Origin of the sequence: Pallidibacillus thermolactis (genome assembly GCF_025660415.1) — a bacterium.
In the GTDB taxonomy this organism is placed as follows: Bacteria; Bacillota; Bacilli; order Bacillales; family Caldibacillaceae; genus Pallidibacillus; species Pallidibacillus thermolactis.
On the sequence record NZ_JAOUSE010000097.1, the window covers coordinates 1 to 1,919 of the forward strand.

Sequence of the window (1,919 nt, forward strand, 5' to 3'; positions counted from 1 at the left end):
AAAAGGGGCTGTCTAAAAAGTCCTAAAAAATGAGGCAAGTGGAAAAAATTATTTGTTTTTCTCCACTTGCCTTTTTATTTTTTGGATTTTTATCTGAAAGTAGCTGGCGTATGCCTGCTACTTTCAGTATATTATGGGCTAATGCTACAATTCCAAACTCAACATGGACTTTATTGAGTCCCCGCAGTGAGAACCTGCGGAACGACCGATTGCCCTTGATGTGACCGAACACACTTTCTACCTCGATTTTCCGTCGAGCGTAGATTGCGGCATTCGTTTCACACGCAAGGGCTGTTTTGGCTCTGGCTTTCATTTCTTCATAGATTGTATTCCAATGTACTTGTCGATTCCCTTTTGCTTTTGTGCATTGTGGTTTTAATGGGCAATCCGTACAATCTTCACATTCATAAATTTTAAAACTTTGTTCATAGCCAGATGGATTCTTTTTATTTAGATATTTTTTAAAACTCACTTTCCTTCCGTTTGGACAAATAAAGCAGTCTTCTTCCTCTATATACTCCCAATTCTTCGCATTTTTAATATCATTTTTATATTTTCGAGTTTGTTCTTTTAAATAAGTCCCGTAAGGAATTAGAAATTCAAAGCGTTGTTCTCTATCATCCCCAACGGCATAAACATAATTTTCTTCACTGCCGTATCCAGCGTCGGCGATCACTTTTTTAGGCATTGGTAAAGAAGTGTTTGCCAGTTTCTCCATATGAGGTATAAAACAACGAGTGTCCGCAGGACGTTGATGGATGGAATAAAACAAGATAAATTGGTTCTCAGTCGCCATTTGAACGTTATAACCTGGTTTGAGTTGTCCGTTTTTCATATGATCTTCTTTCATACGCATAAAGGTAGCGTCAGTATCCGTTTTCGAATAGCTGTTACGGTCACCGAAAACTTGTTTTTGTTCCTTGTATTTTGTCATGCGAGGAATATAGTCTTCTTTTATTTTCTTTATCGTTTTCTTGATTTGAGTACGTTCACGTCGCATTTCTTTACGTACAGATGATGTTGTTTCCTCTTCAATTTTCTTTGTTAGTTGTTCTACTTTTTCTTCAAGTTCATTGGCAACTGCTTCTAAATCCTGTTCATCAACCTCTGTTGTTTGACCTATTTCTTCGGCCTCTAACTCTGTAATATTGTGGATCTTCTTCAACGTTTTCTCAATGTTTTCTTTTAATTTTGCCTCATATTTTGTGACTGATTTTTTCCAAACGAAGGAATATTTATTGGCGTCAGCTTCAAATTTTGTTCCATCAAGAAAGTAGTTTTCAAATGTGATGTATTTTTCTTCAATCAATTTGTGGATAACTGCCTCAAATAATTCGTCAATCATATCTTGCATCCGTGAACCACGAAAGTCATTAATGGTTCGATAGTCAGGCTGTTGCATGGCGGCTAACCACATGGTAGGGATATCTTCCATTGTCATTCTATGTATTTGACGACAGGAGTACCTCTTTTGAGAATAGCCATACAGAATAATCTTAAGCATCATTTTTGGATGGAAAGGAGGGCGACCACCGCCCTTATAATAAGAAAACAGTCGCTCATCTGGTATTGTTTCAACCATTTCATCTACTACTCGTGCCACATGGTTATCAGGTATTAACCCCTCAATATCATAAATAACCATGACTTGCTTATTGTTGTATTCTTTAAATGTAGGAGTAATCTCTCTTTTTGGTTTTGAAGGTTCTTTATCGTTTATTTCTGGAAAAAATGACAATTGCATGGTATCATTCATAATAGTAGTCTTTTGATTACTCATAAAAATCGCCCTCTTTCTAAAATGTTTGTTTGGTCACTTACATTCTACTAGAAAGGGCGATTTTTTTGTGTTTATATGCACCGATTTAATAGAAAGAGGCTGCCAAAAAGTGAAAATTACTCACTTTTTGGACAGCCTC

1 protein-coding gene is annotated in these 1,919 nt (G+C 36.4%); it reads right to left on the reverse strand.

The window, feature by feature from the left end; translation table 11 throughout:
- Positions 1–22: 22 nt before the first annotated feature.
- Positions 23–1,780 carry an IS1182 family transposase gene (locus OEV82_RS15995; RefSeq protein WP_263062434.1) on the reverse strand — a complete coding sequence of 586 codons (1,758 nt, stop codon included), beginning with the start codon at positions 1,778–1,780 and terminating at the stop codon, positions 23–25.
- Between the last annotated feature and the right edge of the window lie 139 nt (positions 1,781–1,919).

Bases quoted from the DNA above. Each gene is read 5' to 3' on its own strand.
- OEV82_RS15995 (WP_263062434.1), bottom strand. From the start codon at position 1,780: ATGAGTAATCAAAAGACTACTATTATGAATGATACCATGCAATTGTCA.